This is a genomic window from Caballeronia sp. LP006, from assembly GCF_031450995.1.
Lineage (GTDB): Bacteria > Pseudomonadota > Gammaproteobacteria > Burkholderiales > Burkholderiaceae > Caballeronia.
In genome coordinates this window covers 118,363-135,896 of sequence record NZ_JARTVW010000004.1, presented here as the reverse complement: position 1 = coordinate 135,896, position 17,534 = coordinate 118,363, and the positions used below count along the sequence as shown (strand labels likewise).

Below are 17,534 nucleotides of genomic sequence, written 5' to 3'. Positions count from 1 at the left end.
GTTATGCCGTTGTGTCGTTATGCGGGATAAAGGCCCAGCGTGCGGGCATGCAGACGCGCGAGGCCGAGCAAGGCGTCGGTGAAAGGCGTGGCGACGCCGGTCATGGCGCCCAGTTCGCGTACCGACGCCACGAGCGCGTCCAGTTCGACGGCCTTGCGCGCTTCCACGTCTTGCAGCATGGAGGTTTTCATTGCACCGAGCTTGAGTGTCACGGCATGGCGATCCGCTGGATTCTGCTCGATCGGAATGCCGAAGCGCGCGCCGATTTCCTTCGCTTCCAGCATGATGTTCGTGACGAAGCCGCGCACGAGATCGTCGCTCAGGATGCGGTCGGTGGTCGCGCCGGTGATCGCGCTGATCGGGTTCATCGTCATGTTGCCCCAGAGCTTGAACCACACGTCACGCTGAATCTGCGGCGAGAGCGTCGCGTCGAAACCGGCCTTCGTGAAGAGCGAAACGAGCGCTTCGGCACGCGTGCCCGACTGCCCCGCCGCCTCGCCGAGAATGAGACCCTTGCCTTGATGATGCCGGATCACGCCCGGCGCTTCAACCAAGCAACTCGCGTGGACCACGCAACCCACCGTTTGCGCGGCCGGAATGGCGGCGGCGATGGCGCCGTGCGGATCGATCGAACTCAGCCGCTTGCCCGCGAACTCGGCGCCCAGGCCTTCGCAGAACCACCACGGCACGCCGTTCATCGCGCTCAGAACCGTGGTCTTTTCGCTCAAAAGCGGCGCGATCTGCGCGGCCACGGCTTCCATCGCGGGCGCTTTCACCGCCACCACGACGAGATCCTGCGCACCGAGTTCTTCGGGCGATGCGCTCGCCGCGACCTTCACGGCATGCGTCGCATCTTTCTCGACGAGTTGCAGACCGTGCGCGCGAATGGCGTTTAGTGTCGCGCCGCGTGCGACCACGCTGACATCGCAACCCGCCTGCGCGAGCTTCACGCCGATCCAGCCGCCGATCGCGCCTGCGCCATAAATGCACACCTTCATGTCTCGTCTCCTCGTCTGAACTGTCGGACTTCATTGTAAGAGCTTGGCGCATGCCGAAACGGTTCAATCTAGGCGCGCCGACGCTCATTTCAAGAGCACGAAAGCGAATAAATATTCCCGCCCAAAATACGCTTTTCGATATTGAAACGATAGCCGTCGCACCTACCTTGCATGCAGAGGCAGCGAACCAGCGCGCTGTCATGGTGACATATCTCAACTTCCTGCTGCCGGCTTGACGGCCGTAACATCGGAGACCGAATCATGAGTGACTTTTATTTTGGCGGCGACTTCCTGAGCGATCTGAACCGCGTGCAACGGCAGATGTCTTCGCTTCTCGGCAATCTGCCTTCCAGCATTCGTGCCAGCCGCGCGGATGCGTTTCCATCGCTGAACGTCGGCAGCACCGACGAGGCCATCGAAGTCGTGGCATTCGTGCCGGGCGTCGAGCCGGCATCGCTCGACGTGACGGTCGACAAAGGCCTGCTCACCATCAGCGGCGAACGGCGCGCCGAAGCATTGACCGAAGGCTCGCGCACCTACGCGAGGGAACGCTTCACGGGCGCGTTTCGCCGCGTGATCGAACTGCCGCAAAACGCGGATGCCGACAAGGTCGAAGCGCGTTATGAAAACGGCACCTTGTTTATCGTCATCGGCAAGCGCGAAGCATCCAAGCCGCGCGCCATCACCATTCAGTAAGGCACAGGGAGAACATGATGAACGACACCACGCAAATCACCGAGCGTCAGGCAAACGAAGTTGCACGCAAGAAGGAAGACACCGTGCGCCGCACGACGGTCACGCCTGCGGTCGATATCGTCGAGGATAGTCAGGGCATCACGCTGTGGGCCGACCTGCCCGGCGTGCCCCGCGAGAAACTCGATGTGAAAGTACATGACTCGCGTCTCACCATCGAAGCCGAGGCAATCGTGCCTGTCACGGCGTCGCTGCGTGTGCATCACGCCGAATTGCGCGTGCCGCGCTTTGCACGCGCATTCACGATAAGCGACGACTTCGACACCGCGAAGATCGATGCCAACCTGCAGAACGGCGTGCTGAAGCTGACCATTCCGCGTCGTGAAGAAGCGCGTCCGCGTCGCGTGGAAGTGCGCGCGAGTTGAGCGCTTCGATGTCTCAGCAATAACGAACGGCCGCTATCACGCGGCCGTTTTTTCGCCTGCACGAGCCTCTATAATCCCAGGGCGGTCACAAGCAATCAAACTCAAACAAGGGACTTAATCGTGAAGAGGCTGTTGACGGTGTTGCTGGGCTCCATGCTGACTGTAGCCGTCAGCGCGCATGCGAAAGACTGGTCGACCATTCGCTTCGGCACGGACGCGAGCTATCCGCCGTTCGAATCGAAAGCGCCCGATGGAACGCTCGTCGGCTTCGATATCGATGTCGGCAACGAACTCTGCCGGCGGCTCGAAGCAAAATGCGTGTGGGTCGAAAACGCCTTCGACGGCATGATTCCCGGCCTCAAGTCGCGCAAGTTCGACGGCGTGCTCTCCACCATGTCGATGACGCCCGCGCGCGTCAAGCAGATCGCCTTCTCCAGCAAGCTCTTCCACGTTCCCACGCGTCTCGTCTCGAAGCGCGATGCGAAGATCCAGCCTACGGCCGAATCGCTCGCGGGCAAGTCCGTGGGCGTCGAACAAGGGTCGATGCAAGAGACATACGCAAAAGCGCATTGGGGCGCGAAGGGCGTCACCATCGTGTCGTATGCGGATCAGGATCAGGTCTATGCGGATCTGCTCACGGGCCGGCTCGACGCGTCGCTGCAAAACGCGGTGCAAGCGGAACGCGGCTTTCTCGATACCCCGCGCGGCAAGCCCTACGCATTCGCAGGCGGCGCGCTCGAAGACCCCGCGATCTTCGGACCGGGCACGGCTATCGGCTTGCGTCGCGAAGACACCGACTTGAAGGAGAAGCTCGATGGCGCCATCGCCGCGATGATCAAGGACGGCACGTACAAGCGCATCGAGCAAAAGTATTTCGATTTCGATATCTATGGCGAATGAAGGAGCTGCCATGACCAACGTTCATCAGGCCGCAAGCGTCGGCTACACGGCGAACGCGGATAGCTACGTGCGCGGACGGCCCGACTATCCGCCCGAACTCGCGGGTTGGCTCGCCGAGACGCTCGGCTTGCGGCCGGGCGCGAGCGTCGTCGACCTGGGCGCGGGCACGGGCAAGTTCACGCCGCGCCTCGTTGCAACCGGCGCGCGCGTGATTGCCGTCGAACCCGTCGCTTCGATGCGCGCGAAGCTCGCCGCTGCGCAGCCGGGTGTGGAAGTGCTGGAAGGCGCCGCGCAAGCCATTCCGCTTGACGATGCATCGGTGGATGCCGTCGTGTGCGCACAGTCGTTCCACTGGTTTGCGAACGGCGAAGCGTTAAGCGAGATTCATCGCGTGTTGAAGCCGGGCGGAAAGCTCGGCCTCGTCTGGAATCTGCGCGACTTTCGTGTGCCGTGGGTGGCGAAGCTCGACGCCATCGTGAACCGCTACGAGGGCGATGCGCCGCGCTTTTATACAGGCGAATGGCGCCACGCGTTTCCGCATAAAGGTTTCGACGCGCTCGCCGAAACCCATCTTTCGATCGGACACACCGGTTCCCCCGACGATGTGATCGTGCATCGCGTGCGCTCGACCAGTTTTATCGCGGCGTTGCCGGAAGCGGAACGCGTGCTCATCGACGATGAAGTACGTGCGTTGATCGAAGCCGAACCGGAGTTGCGCGGCAAGGATGTCGTCACCGTGCCCTACACGACTGCGGCCTTCGTTGCGGTCAGGAAATGACGCGTGCACGAAGACGGGGCGCGTAGTTTGAAGCGCGCATTGTCCTTTTTGCACGCGGGCGAATGCGCCTGGAAACGCGCCCGACCATCCGACGTGCTTTGCGCATCTCGGCATGGTGCTTGCATTGCTCTCGCTCACCCAGCCGGCTAATGTCGAGGACACCATGCATCAGGCGATCGAACCGCATGAATTGACCAAGATCGATCTTGCACGTTTTCAGGTCGTGCAGGTTTCCGATGGCACGCACACCGTCGTGCTGTGGGAGGCGCCCGAGCCCGCCACCAATCGTCTCAAGCATATCGACGCTTGCACGCTCACCATTCGTCTGTGCGATCCGCTCAATCCCGTACGCAGAAAAGACGTGTGTGAGCGGCTACAGGCGCATCTGGCCGCGTCGCGCGAGACACGGCATGGTCTGCGCAATCCTTCCGATGTGAGCGCAGCGGTGACGCCGCCACGCAACGCGAACATCGCGAGGCAGCGCACGCATGAGTCCAGCGGAAGTGCTTGAGGCTGCGTCGCGGTTGCCTACCTAATCGCGCACTCCAGGAACGACCACAGCGAATCGTCCATCGAATACGGGACGTTGAAGCGGAACGACGCGCTCTCGGCGTCGCCCGGGCGAAAGTACGAGCCAGGCGCGAGCCAGATTCCATGCGATAACGCGCGCGTTGCGATGTCGCCTGCATCGGCGGGATCAATCGGCAATTCACCCCATACGAACAGCCCCGCGCGCGGCCGGCGGAACAGTGCTATGCCGAGCGCATCCATGCGCTCCTCCACGAGCGCGTGCGCGTCCTTCAGCTTTTCCACGACGAATTCGACATGCCGCGCGTAGCGGCCTTCGGTCAGCACTTTCTCGACGATCCGTTCAGTCGTCTCCGACGATGTCAGTCCCACCGCCATCTTCGTGCGCGCGAGTTCGCGCAGCACTTCGCGCTCGGCGACGACATAACCGCATCGCAACGAAGGCGTGATGGTCTTCGCGAAACCGCCGACATACAGCACGCGGTGCAACCCTTCCATCGCCGCGAGCAAGGGCGCGCCGGGCGGCGCGAGTTCACGATTGACATCGTCCTCGACGACCCACATGCCGTGGCGCTCCGCAATCTGCATCAGACGAAACGCCGACGCCATGCTCAACGTCGCGCCCGTCGGGTTCTGCAGCGTCGTATTGAGAAAAACCGCTTTCGGCCGATGCTCGATCGCAATCCGCTCGAACGCTTCCGTATCGATGCCCGCCACGGTGCGCGGCACGCCATGCACGTCGAGACCCGCGAGCCGCAGAATCTGCAGCAGATTGCAGTAGCCGGGATCTTCGACGACGACCGCATCGCCCGGGCGCAGCAGCGTGCGCACGATCAGATCGAGCGCCTGCGTGGCGCCGGCCGTCAACAGTACGTTCGACGCGGCATCGACGGGCAAACCGTGCCGGTCGAGCTGCTCCGCAATGCGTTCGCGCAGAGGCGCAAATCCATAAGGCCGCCCGTAATCGGCAATGCGCGCCGCCGGCACGCGGCTCACCGCGCGCAACGCGTGCTGCAAACCGCTTTCGTTGACCCATTCGTTCGGCAGCCAGCCGCAGCCGGATTTGATCGGCACGGAATGATCCGCGAAGACATCCGAGAGCAGCCAGGTCGCCGTGAGACTAGGCGGCTGCCATTCGACAGCCCGCACGCGCTCGCTTTTCTGGCGCACCGCCACGCGATACCCCGAACCGCGCCGCGCGATGACAAGACCCATCGACACGAGCCTGCCATACGCTTCGGTCACCGTGAACGTGCTGAGCGCGTGCGACTCGGCGAGCCGGCGCACCGAGGGCAAAAGCGCGCCCGCGCGCAGCGTCTCGGACTCGATAGCGCCCGAAAAAGCCTGCACGAGTTGTTCGACGAGCGTTGGCGCATGACGCGAGCCGCGTTCGAGCCTGAGTTCTATCATGTGTATGGATAGTCGAAACACGCGGGACTGGATGAATATGCGCCGCGCTCGCCACTACAGTTTGCATCATTTTGCCAGCACAGTTGGCAATGCAGTGAACCAACTGTCTATGCCTCGCCATTTTGTCGAGGCATAGAGTGACCGTTCCTTGAGGAGACTTGATATGAATGCCCGCCCTGTCATCGAAGACCTTTCGTCGTTCTGGATGCCCTTTACCGCCAACCGTCAGTTCAAGGCCGCACCGCGCCTGCTCGAAAGCGCGAAAGGCATGTACTACCGCTCGACGGACGGCCGCGAAATTCTCGATGGATGCGCGGGCCTTTGGTGCGTGAACGCAGGCCATTGCCGCGACGAGATCGTCGAAGCGGTGCAGAAGGCGCTCTCGACGCTCGATTTCGCGCCGACCTTCCAGATGGGCCATCCGCTTGCCTTCGAGGCGGCCACCAAGGTCGCGGGCCTGATGCCCGAAGGACTGGATCGCATCTTCTTCACGAACTCCGGTTCCGAATCCGTCGATACGGCGTTGAAGATCGCGATTGCCTACCATCGCGCGCGCGGCGAAGGTCAGCGCACGCGTCTCATCGGCCGCGAGCGCGGTTATCACGGCGTCGGCTTCGGCGGCATCTCGGTGGGCGGCATCGCGCCGAATCGCAAAACGTTCTCGGGCGCGCTGTTGCCGTCGATCGATCACTTGCCGCATACGCACGACCTCGCGCACAACGCGTTTTCCAAGGGTCAGCCCGCGTGGGGTGAGCATCTCGCGGAAGAACTGGAACGTATCGTCGCGCTGCACGATGCATCGACGATTGCCGCGGTCATCGTCGAGCCGCTCGCGGGTTCGACTGGCGTTCTGGTGCCGCCGAAGGGCTACTTGCAGAAGCTGCGCGAAATTTGCACGAAACACGGCATTCTTCTGATCTTCGACGAAGTCATCACCGGCTTCGGGCGTCTGGGCAAGGCCACGGCGAGCGAGTATTTCGGTGTGACGCCGGACCTCATCACCATGGCGAAAGCCATCAACAACGCCACCATTCCCATGGGCGCGGTCGCGGCGCATCGCAAGGTGCACGACGCAATCGTCGATGCAGGCGCGGCGAACGCGATCGAACTGTTCCACGGCTATACGTATTCGGCACACCCTGTTGCAACCGCGGCGGCTGTCGCGACACTCGATCTGTACGCGCGTGACAAGTTGTTCGAGCGCGCGGCGTCGAAGGCGGAGAAGTTCGAAAGCGCCGTGCACGCGTTGCGCGATGCGCCGTATGTGAAGGACATCCGCAATCTCGGACTCGTCGCGGGCGTGGAGTTGGAATCGCGTGAAGGCGCGCCGGGTGCGCGTGCGTATGAAGTGTTCGTGAAGTGCTTCGAGGCAGGCGTGCTCGTGCGCTACACCGGCGATATCCTCGCGTTCTCGCCGCCGCTGATCGTCGAGGACGATCAGATCGATCATATCTTCGGCACGGTGCGCAAGGTGTTGCAGAGCGTGAAGTAAGCGCCATTGCCCGGCATCCCGATTCGAGGATGCCGGGCCTTCTCACCGCTCGATGACCAGCAGCGTCGATGTCGCCGAAGCCAACAACCTCCCGCGCGCGTCCTTGAGCGTCGCTTCGGCAAACGCCGCGCGCCGCCCCATCGTCAGCACGCGTCCTTCGGCGCGTACCAAACCGGAATCGCGCGTCACGGCCTTGTGATAGGCCACTTTCAACTCGAGCGTCGTATAGGCCTGTGTCGCGGTCAGACACGAATGCACCGCGCATCCACATGCCGAATCGAGCAAGGTGGCCGCGTAGCCGCCATGCACCGTGCCGATCGGGTTATACGCATGATCGCCCGGTATGCCTTCGAACACGGCCCTGCCCGCTTCCACTTCCACGAAGTCGAGCCTGAGCGACTCGAATATGCCGGGCTTGCGGCCGCTAGCGATCAGCCGGCGCAATTGAGCGAGGCCGTCGAGGCCGGGTGCGGTTTCGTCGATCAAGCTCATTTCGTGTTCTCCTTGAGACTCGCTGTCTTGATGGGATCGTCATCGTTAGTCACGCTCCAGCCGCCGCCGAGCGACCGATACAGCGCCACCGCCGCGAGCGCGTGCTCGCGCTTCGCCTGGTTCAGCGCATCGGCGTCGCGCAGATAGGACTGTTGGGCATCGAGCACATCCAGAAAGCTTGCCGCGCCTCCCTTGTAGAGCTGCGTCGAAAGCGTGAGCGACTGTCCCGATGCACCGAGCGCGTCGGTCAATCTCGCGCTCTGCTCGGTCGTGCTGATGAGGTCGCTGCGCGTATCTTCCACGTCCTTGAGCGCTTCGAGCAGGGTCTGCCGCAAATGCAGTTCCGACTCGCGCATCCTGCTCTCGTTCTGTTCGATCTCGGCCGTGATACGCCCCGCGTTGAAGATCGGACTCGTGGCGTTGAGCGCGGCCGAAAACAGGTTGTCGGTGAGCGTCGGCAAGCCGAGATAAGACGATGCAAGCAAGCCATCCGACAAGCGCAGCGAGAACTTCGGATAGCGCTCCGCGCGCGCGACGCCCACTTCCGCCGCGCGTTGCTGAAGCGTCGCGTAGGCCACCAGCACATCGGGTCGACGCAGCAGCGCTTCGGAAGGCAGCAATTGCGGCGCGCCCTCGGCAGGGACGGGAATCACGGGCGATGCGCCGGGATTGGCGAGCATCAGTTGGTCGATGGACTCCGGCGTGCGGCCCGAATACACGGCAATAAGGCTCAACTGATGCTGAATGGTCGACTGCGTGCGCGGCATGCGCGATTGCAGATCACTGAGCTGATTTTGCGCGCGCGCCACGTCGAGTTTCGTCGACAAGCCGAATTGCAGGCGGCGTTGCGTGAGCTTCAGCGCGCGTTCGCGGATCGCCTCGTTGTCTTGCAGAATCTTGAGTTCGGCCTGCGCCCAACGTAAATCGACGTAAGCAGCGGCCGTATCGGCAGCGAGTGCAAGACGCAGTTGATCCGACGCGTGTTCGCGGCCGACCAGTTGCGCCTGCGCCGCCAGCAATTCGAGCCGCTCGCCGCCGAACACATCCGGCGTCCAACTCAGTGCGAGACCGACGCCCGCCTGACGCACGTAGCCAAGCGGCGGCGGCGTGTTCTGGCGCGTATCGGACGCCGTGGCGTTCGCGTCGAGTTGCGGCAGCAAGGCAGCGCGGCGTTGCGTGGTGAGCGCCTCGGCCTGCTTCACGCGCTCCACTGCGGCCTGGAGGTCGAGATTGCCGTTCAGCACCGACGCGACGAGTTCATGCATCACCGGGTCGTTGAACTGATTCCACCATGCCGCTGGATCGGCGGTATTGGCGGGCACTTCCACGTTCCAATCGACAGGAGCCGTCGTCTGAACCGTCGCCGGAAGATCGGCGTGCGTCGCGGGTTGCACGGCGCAAGCACTCAACACGCTAAACGCGCTCAAGGCCAGTAATTCGATGAGAAGCTTCTTCATGGTCGTATTCACTCAATGCGCATCGGACGAAGGCGGCGCGCTTGCAATCGGCTTCGAAAAAATCACGCTGACGATACCGACGAGAAAGCACAGCGCGAGCAGATAGAAGCAGTCGGCGAAAGTCAGAACGAGTGCTTCGCGAAACACGAGCGCATGCAGCGAAGCGAGCCCGGCTTGCGATGCATCGAGCGCATCGCCGGCGGCGGCGGCGAGATGCGCGGAACTGCGCGAGAGCATCTGCTCGATGACGGGCCGGCCAACGGTCACGCTCTCGCTCAGCCGCAGATAGTGCAGGTTCAGCCTGTCGTTGAGCATGGTCGCACTCACTGCAATGCCGATCGCGCCGCCCAGATTACGCATCAGATTGAACAGTCCGCTCGCCGATTTGAGCCGCGACTGTGGCAACGACCCGAGCGCCATCGTCACGATGGGCGGCACCGCGAACTGTTGCCCGATGCCGCGCAACGCCTGCGGTAAAAGCAGTTCCTGCCAGCCCCAGTCATGCGTGAGCGGCGTATAGAGAAAGCATCCCGCGCCGAAGCAGATGAGCCCGAAAACCAGCAAGATGCGCATGTCGAAGAAGCGCGTGGCGAACGCGTAAGCCCCGAGCGCGATCAACTGAAAGCAGCCGACGGAAAGCAGCGCGAGACCCGTCTGCAACGAGTCGAAGCCGCGCACGCGGCTCAGGAACACGGGCGTCAGAAACACTGACACGAAGATGCCGATGCCCGTCACGAACGAGAGCAGACTGCCGATTGCGAAGTTGCGAACCGCGAGCGCGCGCAGATCGACAATCGGTTCTTTCGCGGTGAACGCATGCACGAGGAACAGGAAACCGCAGATCGCCGAAATCCAGGTGCAGGCCACGATTACGTTGTCGCCGAACCAGTTCTTGCGCGGCCCTTCTTCGAGCACGTATTCCAGACAGCCGAGGAAGCCGGACATCAGCGCGATGCCGACGTAATCGCCCTTCTTGAGCAGCGAAAGATCGGGCGAATCGATATGCACGTATTTCGGCACCAGCACCGCGACCACGATTCCCGGCACGACGTTCAGATAGAAGAGCCAGTGCCATGACCATTGATCGGTGATCCACCCGCCGATCACCGGTCCGATTGCAGGCGCGAGCGAGGCCAGCGCGCCAATAGTTGTCGATGCAATCAGTCGCTGTTTGCCGGGGAACAGCACGAAGGCGGTCGTGAACACGGTCGGGATCATCGCGGCGCCGAGCGCGCCCTGCATGCCGCGAAAGAGGATCATCGAATTGATGTCCCACGCCATGCCGCACAACATGCTCGTGATGGTGAAGCCCACCGCGGATGCCACGAATAGCCAGCGCGTGGAGAACACTTTCGAGAGCCAGCCCGACATCGGAATGACGAGAATCTCCGCGATCAGATACGACGTCTGCACCCACGAAAGCTCGTCCTGACTCGCCGATAAACCGCCGCCGATATCCTTGAGCGATGACGCGACGATCTGAATATCGAGCGTCGCCATGAAAAAGCCGAGGCACATCAGCGCGAACGCGAGCACGCGCTGACGCGTGGGCTGACTTGCCGGGTCCAAGGGAGCGGTCTGTGTCATCGTCTTATCCGCGCGATTTGTCGAGATGAACCTTCACCGTCGCGGAAAGGCCGGGCCGCAACACGTGCTCCATGCCTTTCGGTACGTCCAGACGAATGCGCACCGGCACACGCTGAACGATCTTGGTAAAGTTGCCGGTGGCGTTTTCGGCGGGAAGCACGCTGAAGGTCGCGCCCGTGGCCGGCGCGAGACTTTCGATGTGACCCGTCAGCGGCACGCTCGATGCGTCGAGGTTCACATCGGCTTCATCGCCGGCGCGCATTTTCTTGAGCTGGTCTTCCTTGAAGTTGGCGTCGACCCAGAGGCCCGTGGCGGGCACCACGGTCAACAACGATGTCCCGACGTTCGCGAGCACGCCGACGCGCGCCGTGCGATTTCCCACGTAGCCATCGACAGGCGAACGGATCGTCGTGTATTCGACGTTGAGTTCGGCCACGCGCCGCGCGGCTTCGGCGGTCTGCACGCGCGCTTGCGCGTCTGCAATCTGCGCTTCGATCACCGTCAACTGGCGTTTTGCCGCGACGAGCGATGCGCCGCTCCGATCCATCGCCGCTTGCGCCTTGAGATAGTCGGCATCGGCGCGTTCGACGATCTGGTTCGACACCGCGTCGTCCTTGACGAGTTCCCGATAACGCGAACGGTCGGACGTGCTGCGCGACAATTCCGCCGACGAAGCACGCACTTCCGCCTGCTGCTGGTTGATGACCGCCGCCTGCAACGCGTCCTTGGCGCGCAGTTCATCGACCGCGGCCCGCGCGCTCGACACTTCCGCGTTCGCTTGCGCCAGGCGGGCGTCGTAGTCGCGCGCATCGAGGCGAATCAGCACCTGGCCTGCCTTCACCGGCTGATTGTCCGTGACGAGCACATCCGTCACGAAGCCGTTGACCTTCGGGGCGAGCACGGTGACATCGCCGCCGACGTAAGCGTCGTCGGTGGTCTGCACGAAGCGCAGCACGAGCGCCCAGTACGCCGCAGCCGCAATCACGATGATCGCGACAAGTCCTAGCGAGAGCAGCATCCACGATATCCGGCGCGGCTTCGCGGCCGCTGCGGGCGAAGTGGCCGAAGGAAGATTGGTCGATGGAGTCGTCATTTGCGAGTCGTTGTGCATATGCACGAAAGTGAACGGAATGGCGCGCGTTTCGAGCCGCGCATGATGACTCGAAAGACTATATGTGCATATGCACCCGGTCAACCTGCGCGGCCGACATGAGTGAATAACGCGGAGAGAAAGAATCGGGGATCAGGCGTGCGGGCGGGCTGTTGCGCTTTGGTCCGAGCAGAAACGCACCGCATGTTCGACGAAGGCGCGCACCTTGGCGGGCAAGAGCGTACGCGTGCTGAAGGCAAGCTTGAATTCGATGGCGCCATCGACGAGTTCGTAGGCATCGAGTAACGTCACGAGCCGGCCGGCTTGCACTTCCTCGTTCACGAGCGCGACAGGCAACATGCCGATGCCGAAGCCTTCCAGCACCATCGCGCGATTGAAGACGGCGCTGTTCGACGAGGTATCGTAACGCAGCGGCACGATCACGTCCTCGCCGCCGATTCTAAACGTCAGCGCCGGTTTGCGGATGGACGCGGACATCGGCACGAAGTCGTGATCGATGAGTTCGGATGGATGACGCGGCGCCGGATGAGCCGCAAGATACGTGGGACTGGCGACGAGCGCAAGCGGAATGGTTTCGAGCAGACGCGTGACCACGGTATCGCTCGACAACATGAACGGCATGACGATACCCAGATCGTAGCCTTCGCCGACGAGATCGACGGGACGCTCGGTCAGCGTCACATCGAGCCGCACTTGCGGATGCTCGCGTCTGAAGCTCGCGATCAGCGGGACATAGCGGCTCATCATCACCGTGGTGTGCGCGACGAGCCGCAAGAGGCCTGTCGCCTCGCTCGCGCGATTGGACGCGCGTTCCTCCATTGCCTGAAGCTCGTCGAGAAGCCGCGAGCAGTCGGTGAAGAAGCGCTCGGCGGTTTCGGTCAGCGATATCTGCCGCGTCGTGCGATTGAAAAGCCTGCTGCCCAGGCGCTGCTCCAGACCCGCGATCGCGCGCGAAACGACCGGCGGCGACAAGCCGAGAATATCCGCCGCGCGCGCGAAGCTGCGCGCCTCCACTACCGTGCGAAAGATCTTCAGGCTTGTCAGGTAGTCCATTTTTAATGTCGATGCGTCAGTCGGCGGGCCGCAGTTTCTTCACTTCGTCGTCGGATGGCTGCACGCTCGCGCCGTCGATATAACGATACGACGTCATCACGCCCTTGCCGTCCTTGAGCGCGGTGACGCCGACATACGCGCCCATCGTCGATTGATTGTCCTGCTTGCGGTAGGTGATCGGTCCGAACGGCGAATCGACGCCAAGGCCCTTGAAGGCGGCCGCGAGCTTGTCGGGATCGGCGGAACCGGCTTTCTTCAGGCCGTTGGCAAGCGACATCATCGCGGTATAACCGACCACGGAACCGAGCCGCGGATAGTCGTGATACTTCGCCTCGTAGTCCGCGACGAACTTCTTGTTGGCGGGGGTATCGATTGAATACCACGGGTAGCCCGTCACCACCCAACCGACCGGCGCTTCAGCGCCCAACGGATCGAGATAATCAGGCTCGCCCGTCAGCAACGACACCACCGCGCGATCCTTGAACAAGCCACGCGTATTGCCTTCGCGCACGAACTTGCCGAGGTCGGCGCTAAAGAGCACGTTGAAGATGGCGTCGGGCCTGGCGTCGGCGAGCGCTTGCGTCACCGCGCCGGCATCCACCTTGCCGAGCGGCGTCGCTTGTTCGGCGACGAACTCCACATCCGGCTGCGCGGCCTTGAGCAGACGCTTGAAGGTCGCCACGGCCGATTGTCCGTACTCGTAATTCGGATACACCAGCGCCCAGCGCTTTTTCTTGAGCTTCGCGGCTTCGGGCACGAGCATCGCCACTTGCATATAGGTCGATGGCCGCAGCCGATACGTGTACTTGTTGCCATCTTGCCAGACGATCTTGTCCGTCAGGGGCTCGGCGGCGAGGAAGAAAATGCGCCGCTGCTTGGCGAAGTCCGAGAGCGCGAGGCCAGTGTTGGACAAGTAGCCGCCGAAGAGCAGTTGCACCTGTTCGCGCGCGATGAGTTCCTGCGCGACGCGCACCGTATCGCCCGGATTACCGTTGTCGTCGCGCGAGACGACTTCGAGCTTGTTGCCGTTGATGCCGCCCGCCGCGTTGATCTCGTCGAGCGCCAGATTCCAGCCGTTCTTGTACGGCATGAGAAACGCAGGCTGCGCCTTGTAGCTATTGATCTCGCCGATGCGAATGGCGTCGGCGTACGCGCCGAGGGTCACGCTCATGGCGGCGGAAGTCAGGGTCAGGCGAATCAGCGTGCCTGCTCGGGTAATCATCAAGCGTTCTCCTTTGGTCGATTCGTTCCGTCAGACGCCGAGCAAGTCGCGTCGCGCGGTGCCGTCGCGCACGAAATCGCGCATCGCGCCCGCATAGCGCACTTGCCCTTTCTCCAGCACATACGCGCGATCGCAGACGCGTTCCGCGAAGTTCAGATTCTGCTCGGACAGCAGGATCGACAAGCCCTCGCGCTTCAGTTCGAGGATCATGTCGGCCATTTGCCGCACGATCACCGGCGCAACGCCTTCCGATGGCTCGTCGAGCAACACGAGGCGCGGATTGCCCATCAGTGTGCGCGAAACCGTGAGCATCTGCTGCTCGCCGCCGCTCATGCGGCTGCCGCGCCGCTCGCGCATCTCGCCGAGGTTCGGAAATACGCGAAAGAGCTTGTCCGGCGTCCACTGCGGCGCACCTTCGCGCGGCGGCTGGCGTCCCGTGTCGAGATTTTCCATCACCGTGAGATCGCCGAACACGCGCCGGTCTTCCGGCACGTAGCCAAGCCCCATGCGCGCGATACGATAAGGCGCCATGCCCGCAATGTCCTCGCCCATGAAGCGAATGGTGCCCGATGTCCGCGCGAGCATGCCCATGACCGCTTTCATCGTCGTGGATTTGCCCGCGCCGTTACGGCCCATCAACGCGACGACTTCGCCGCGCCCCACTTCGAAGCCGACATCGAACAGAATCTGCGCGCGGCCATAGTATGCGTTCAAGGCCTCGACCTTGAGGAGCGCGTTCGATCGACTCATTCGCTGCCCTCCCCGAGATAGACTTCGCGCACGCGCGGATCGTCGCGTACGGTGCGCGCGTCGCCTGCCGCGATCAGCTTGCCGCGCGCCAGCACGATCAACCGGTCCGCATATTCGAACACCACGTCCATGCTGTGCTCCGTGAACAGCACGCCGATATCGCGCTCCCTTGCAAGCCGCGCCGTCAACGCCATTAGCGCGTGACGCTCTTGCGGCGCCATGCCTGCGGTGGGCTCATCCATCAACAGCAGCTTCGGTCGATTCGCAAGCGCAATCGCCAGTTCGACGCGCTTCACATCGCCATACGCCAACACCGCGCAACTACGGTTCGCGTGCGACGTCATGCCGACGAGTTCGAGCAGTGCGAGCGCTTCATCCTCGCGCCACGCGGCCACGCGCGCAAACGGATTGAACACGCGACGCTCGCGCGATAACAACGCCATTTGCACGTTTTCGAGCACCGTCATCGAATTGAACGTGGCGGCAATCTGAAACGTGCGCCCGAAGCCCAGCCGCCAGTTATCGCGCGGACGCTTGCCCGCGATCTCGTGACCGTCGAAACGGATCGATCCCGACGAAGGCTTCAACTGCCCGTTGATCATGTTGAAGCACGTCGACTTGCCCGCGCCATTCGGCCCGATGAGCGCAAGCAACTGGCCCGCCGCGAGATCGAACGACACGCTATCGACAGCCTTGACGCCGTCGAACGATTTCGAAAGATGCTCGATGCGCAAGAGCGTCATTGCGCTTTCCCGAAACGTTCGCGCGCAAAGCCCACGATGCCCTGCGGAAACGCGATCACGAGCAGCAGGATCACGCCGCCGAGCAGCGCCTGCCAGTAGTCGGTCTGACGCGCGACGGTATCCTGCAGCCACGTGAAGAGCGCGGCGCCGACGACAGGCCCGGATAGCGTCTGTATGCCGCCGAGCAGGACCATGACGAGACCATCGACGGATCGGGAGACGCTGATCGCATCCGGCGAGATATTGCCTTTGGAAAAGGCATAGAGCGATCCGGCGAGACCGCACACGAGCGCCGCGACGACGAACGCCATCCATTGAACGCGCATGACGTCGATGCCGATTGCTTCCGCACGCAACGGCGAATCGCGGCCGGCGCGCATGGCGAGGCCGAGCGGCGCGAACAGCATGCGCCTCAACAGCCATACGCCGAAGATCGCGAACACTAGCGTCAAATAGTAGAACGCAACCGGCGACGCCAGCCACGCCGCTGGCCAGATACCGAGCACACCATTGCTGCCGCCAGTGACTTCATCCCATTGGTACACGACGGACCATACGATCTGCGCGAACGCGAGCGTGAGCATGGCGAGATAGACGCCCGACAAGCGCACACAGAACCAGCCGAACACGAGCGCGCCGACGCCTGCCATGAGCGGGCCGAGCACGAGCGACACTTCCATCGGCCACGAAAAGAGCTTCAGGAAAAGGGCCGCGCCATAGGCGCCTAAGCCGAAATAAGCCGCGTGCCCGAACGAATGCATGCCGCCCGGTCCCATGATGAAATGCAGGCTCGCGGCGAACAACACGGCGATAAAGATCTCGACGAGCAACACGGGCATGTAGGGAAACGCGCCAGCGGCGAGCGGCGCAAGCGCCAGCAAGACGATTACGCCCGCTGCTGCGATTTTCAGGCGGCGCGTGGCGGGACGAAGCGGCGTATCGGCGGGCGCGGCAGTGCGCGCGATGGCTTGCGGACGGCCGAAGAGTCCCCACGGACGCAATACGAGCACCACGGCCATCACGACGAACTCCGCGACGAGCGTGAACTTCGACAGGGAAAAGTCGATACCGCCGAGCGACACATGCCCGATGCCAATGCATAGCGCCTTGATCTCCGCAATCAGCAAGGCAGCGACGAACGCGCCGGGTATCGAACCCATGCCGCCCACGACGACCACGACGAACGCGTTGCCGATAGTCTCCAGATCGAGCGAGAGATTCGCCGACATGCGCGGCACTTGCAGCGCGCCGCCCAGCCCCGCGAGAAACGCGCCCGCGAAAAAGACACCGGTGAAAAGCCACGCCTGATTCACGCCGAGCGCGCCGAGCATCTCGCGGTCGGCGCTTGCCGCACGCACGAGCGTGCCCCAGCGCGTGCGCGTCAGCGCCCACCACAACACCGCGAGCACGAGCGGGCCGATGCACATCAGCGCGATGTCATACGAAGGCAACGCGTGGCCGAGCAATTGCACGGCGCCCGCGAGATGCGGCGCGCGCGGACCGAACAGGTCTTCCGGGCCCCATAGATAGAGCGCGGCATCGCGAAAGATCAAAACCAGCGCAAAGGTTGCGAGCAGGTGGAACAACTCGGGCGCGCGATAGATGCGCCTCAACACGCCGACTTCGATCAGCGCGCCAAGCACGCCGATGACGAGCGCCGCCGCCAGCACCGACATCCAGAAGCCCGCGACGCTCTGTCCGACGCGGCTCGTCAGGCTGTACGCGACGTACACGCCTAGCATGTAGAGCGAGCCGTGCGCGAAGTTGACGATGCGCGTCACCCCGAATATCAGCGATAAACCCGAGGCGACGAGAAAGAGCGCGGAGGCATCGGCGAGACCGTTGACGAGTTGGACGAGCAAGTTGGCGAGCATCGGGCGCGGTCGGGAGTCGGC

Annotated in this window: 17 protein-coding genes; 6 read left to right on the top strand and 11 right to left on the bottom strand. The window is 62.9% G+C overall.

Going from position 1 to position 17,534, the window contains the following annotated elements:
- Positions 1-17: 17 nt before the first annotated feature.
- On the bottom strand, positions 18-998 hold the full coding sequence (locus P9250_RS10785) for a 2-dehydropantoate 2-reductase (RefSeq protein WP_310392940.1): 981 nt from the start codon (positions 996-998) through the stop codon (positions 18-20).
- Positions 999-1,259: 261 nt separating this feature from the next.
- Here P9250_RS10785 and P9250_RS10780 point away from each other — a divergent pair, with 261 nt between their 5' ends.
- The 5 genes from P9250_RS10780 to P9250_RS10760 all read left to right on the top strand — a co-directional run bounded on the left by P9250_RS10780 (position 1,260) and on the right by P9250_RS10760 (position 4,305).
- Positions 1,260-1,694, top strand: coding sequence for an Hsp20/alpha crystallin family protein (locus P9250_RS10780; protein ID WP_250466646.1), 435 nt, complete (start codon positions 1,260-1,262; stop codon positions 1,692-1,694).
- A 17-nt stretch (positions 1,695-1,711) separates the two neighbouring features.
- Positions 1,712-2,116, top strand: a complete 405-nt coding sequence (locus P9250_RS10775) for an Hsp20/alpha crystallin family protein (RefSeq protein WP_244829720.1) — start codon at positions 1,712-1,714, stop codon at positions 2,114-2,116.
- A gap of 120 nt (positions 2,117-2,236) precedes the next feature.
- Positions 2,237-3,016, top strand: a complete 780-nt coding sequence (locus tag P9250_RS10770) for an ABC transporter substrate-binding protein (RefSeq protein WP_250466645.1) — start codon at positions 2,237-2,239, stop codon at positions 3,014-3,016.
- A 10-nt stretch (positions 3,017-3,026) separates the two neighbouring features.
- Complete coding sequence (locus P9250_RS10765) at positions 3,027-3,794, top strand: methyltransferase domain-containing protein (protein ID WP_310392938.1); 768 nt, start codon at positions 3,027-3,029, stop codon at positions 3,792-3,794.
- A 112-nt stretch (positions 3,795-3,906) separates the two neighbouring features.
- Complete coding sequence (locus P9250_RS10760) at positions 3,907-4,305, top strand: hypothetical protein (RefSeq protein ID WP_244828624.1); 399 nt, start codon at positions 3,907-3,909, stop codon at positions 4,303-4,305.
- Between the two features lie 17 nt (positions 4,306-4,322).
- Here the strand turns inward: P9250_RS10760 and P9250_RS10755 are convergent, their stop codons facing one another.
- Positions 4,323-5,732 (bottom strand): PLP-dependent aminotransferase family protein, encoded by a 1,410-nt coding sequence (locus P9250_RS10755; protein ID WP_310392936.1) that lies wholly within the window; start codon positions 5,730-5,732, stop codon positions 4,323-4,325.
- A gap of 163 nt (positions 5,733-5,895) precedes the next feature.
- Between P9250_RS10755 and P9250_RS10750 the strand changes: the two genes are divergently transcribed.
- Entirely contained in the window at positions 5,896-7,224 is a 1,329-nt protein-coding gene (locus tag P9250_RS10750; RefSeq protein ID WP_250493201.1) for an aspartate aminotransferase family protein, read from the top strand.
- A 42-nt stretch (positions 7,225-7,266) separates the two neighbouring features.
- Here the strand turns inward: P9250_RS10750 and P9250_RS10745 are convergent, their stop codons facing one another.
- From P9250_RS10745 to P9250_RS10705, 9 genes are all read right to left on the bottom strand, one after another.
- Positions 7,267-7,716: a PaaI family thioesterase gene (locus tag P9250_RS10745; RefSeq protein ID WP_310392933.1), complete on the bottom strand. Its 450-nt coding sequence runs from the start codon at positions 7,714-7,716 to the stop codon at positions 7,267-7,269.
- Entirely contained in the window at positions 7,713-9,173 is a 1,461-nt protein-coding gene (locus P9250_RS10740; protein ID WP_310392931.1) for an efflux transporter outer membrane subunit, read from the bottom strand. Before P9250_RS10740 ends, P9250_RS10745 begins: the two co-directional genes overlap by 4 nt.
- Before the next feature lie 12 nt (positions 9,174-9,185).
- The gene (locus P9250_RS10735) at positions 9,186-10,760 is read right to left on the bottom strand and encodes a DHA2 family efflux MFS transporter permease subunit (protein ID WP_244828642.1); all 1,575 of its coding nucleotides are present in this window, start codon (positions 10,758-10,760) and stop codon (positions 9,186-9,188) included.
- 4 nt (positions 10,761-10,764) lie between these two features.
- Positions 10,765-11,853, bottom strand: a complete 1,089-nt coding sequence (locus tag P9250_RS10730) for an HlyD family secretion protein (RefSeq protein WP_250493198.1) — start codon at positions 11,851-11,853, stop codon at positions 10,765-10,767.
- A 150-nt stretch (positions 11,854-12,003) separates the two neighbouring features.
- Entirely contained in the window at positions 12,004-12,924 is a 921-nt protein-coding gene (locus tag P9250_RS10725) for a LysR family transcriptional regulator (RefSeq protein ID WP_250526941.1), read from the bottom strand.
- 16 nt (positions 12,925-12,940) lie between these two features.
- The gene (locus P9250_RS10720) at positions 12,941-14,146 is read right to left on the bottom strand and encodes an ABC transporter substrate-binding protein (protein ID WP_310392928.1); all 1,206 of its coding nucleotides are present in this window, start codon (positions 14,144-14,146) and stop codon (positions 12,941-12,943) included.
- A 30-nt stretch (positions 14,147-14,176) separates the two neighbouring features.
- Entirely contained in the window at positions 14,177-14,896 is a 720-nt protein-coding gene (locus tag P9250_RS10715) for an ABC transporter ATP-binding protein (protein ID WP_244828646.1), read from the bottom strand.
- Complete coding sequence (locus P9250_RS10710) at positions 14,893-15,639, bottom strand: ABC transporter ATP-binding protein (protein ID WP_310392926.1); 747 nt, start codon at positions 15,637-15,639, stop codon at positions 14,893-14,895. Before P9250_RS10710 ends, P9250_RS10715 begins: the two co-directional genes overlap by 4 nt.
- Positions 15,636-17,513 (bottom strand): ABC transporter permease, encoded by a 1,878-nt coding sequence (locus P9250_RS10705; RefSeq protein WP_310392924.1) that lies wholly within the window; start codon positions 17,511-17,513, stop codon positions 15,636-15,638. The genes P9250_RS10710 and P9250_RS10705 overlap by 4 nt, the downstream gene beginning before the upstream one ends.
- Positions 17,514-17,534: the final 21 nt, after the last annotated feature.